General features: G+C 21.2%; 1 protein-coding gene. It reads right to left on the bottom strand.

Going from position 1 to position 2,084, the window contains the following annotated elements; translation table 11 throughout:
- Window positions 1-1,277: 1,277 nt before the first annotated feature.
- A complete protein-coding gene (locus OYV_RS03570; RefSeq protein WP_042068329.1) occupies window positions 1,278-1,697 on the bottom strand; it encodes a hypothetical protein in 420 nt (139 codons plus the stop codon).
- Between the last annotated feature and the right edge of the window lie 387 nt (window positions 1,698-2,084).

Here is a 2,084-nt window from a genome sequence, read left to right as displayed (position 1 = left end):
ATATTTGCATGAATAATGCATCCTTTCATGATAGTTATATAAATCTTTTTGCTTATCAGGGCTTTGATTTATATAACTATTTTTTTTTATATTTGAGTGCCTTTGCTGCGTTAGGCAGTAAAGGAGTAATGAGAATATAAAAATATTTATTTTAATGTGGGCTTAATATAATGAAAATGACCCTACATATACGCACCGTAACGAACATATACATAGAGTCATTAATAATTTTAACATTTTTTATATGTTAATGTTAATAATTATGAAAAAGTGTTACGGTGAATACACTTATATTATAACAAAATACTTGAAAAAAATTAAATGATAATATTAAAAATCAACTAAATAACGACTTTTTTTTTGATAAGAACCAAGTAATATAAAAATTCCAGGAAACAATCCCCAAATAAGACCATATATACCACAAAATCTTTTTGTAAATTTATTAGATTTTGAATTAAATAATCTTATATATAAAAAAATAGAAAAAGGAATTAATAAAAAAAATAAACCAAAAAATAATTCTAAAAAATATGAATGAAATAAGTTATTTTCTAATTCATAATGATATTTTTTTCCAAAAATTTCTATATCATAAACTTTAAAATGTAAAAAAGATAAAATTTGAAACTTTGATGATAAAAATTCTATATAATACCTTTTAAAACCTAAAAAAGATAAAATTTTAATCTGTGATAATAAAAATATTAAAAAAAAATAAAAAATTGATTGAAAAAGAATACAAAAAAAACAACCTAATTTAACTAATTTATTCATTTTTTTATTTTCTCCAAAAAATATATAAATATTTATATAAATCTATATTAATTATTTTAACATATATTAACTCTCCAACCTACTCCTTTACCGATTCTCACGGCAAAGGCGGTTGGTTCGTATTAATTAAAATATAAAAAAATGACCCTACATATAAAAGTTTGCGAAAAATATATGCAGAGTCATTAATAATTTTAACAAATTTATATATTATAAAAACCCCTAAATCCCCAAAGGGGACTTTATAGGAGGAGGGTAAGAGTTAATTCTTAATATGCATCGGCTGGCCGCCTAATTCGCTCTGCTCGTCTTTGAATACTTTTATACTTAAAATAATTTAAAATTGAATATATATATAAAATAAGGCGTTTTAGAGGTATTATAAAATTAATTAATGGATTAAAATTAACATTCCGCGGAAATAGATTTTTATTTTACATTAAATAAATAAAATACACATAAAAATAATGAAAAAAACATTTAATTATAAAAAATATTAGTTAATTCATTTTTTCTAAAACATCTTTTACTGTTTTTATATTATTACCTAATTTATTCCATCCTTGTGAAATATCATCTACATTTCCTAAATTGAATAATTCTAAAATAGTATAAAATTTATAACTTAATTTTTTATAATCATCATTATTAAAATCTATATCATCAGAACCAGTTATATTATTACGATGTAATTCTAATGACAAATTGCTTTGATAAATACAAGGGTGTTTTTCAATGCAAGAATTAGCACCTAATAAAATTGTATGAACTTCATCATTATTATATAATTTAAAAAATAAATCTCTTATTTCTAAATAATTTAGTTTTTTTATTTTTTCATAAAAAATAAATTCACTTAAATCTCTTATTTCTTCTATACTAAAATCAGATAATTTTTTTTGATATAATTTATAAAACATAATATAACACTCTTTTCTTTAATTTTATTTTTATCTTTATCATGCAAAATATAATTTATCATCTACATATATAAATATACAGTTTTTTAAATCTAATTTAACCTTTTTTTAATCAAAAAAATTAGTCTAAAATTGTCAATTCTTGAAATGTACCAAAGTTGACTTTGGTACGCTTTTTTTTTGAAAAAAAATGATTAAAAAACTTAGTAAATACCTAGCTAAATTGAGTATATTTTTTTCATTTTTTCATTGGTTAAAGTTTTGGTTAAAGTTGACTTTAACCAAACTTTTAAAAAACATCATATTTCCCTGATAAAACCTACGTTCCTGAGGCATAATTTTTCGGGCTTGCGCTTTTTGGAATCTCAAACGCGCGCACCCGAAAAA

The organism is 'Chrysanthemum coronarium' phytoplasma, from assembly GCF_000744065.1.
Lineage (GTDB): Bacteria > Bacillota_I > Bacilli_A > Acholeplasmatales > Acholeplasmataceae > Phytoplasma > Phytoplasma asteris.
Note: the sequence above shows the minus strand (reverse complement) of the source record. Positions and strands in the feature narration are given on the sequence as shown.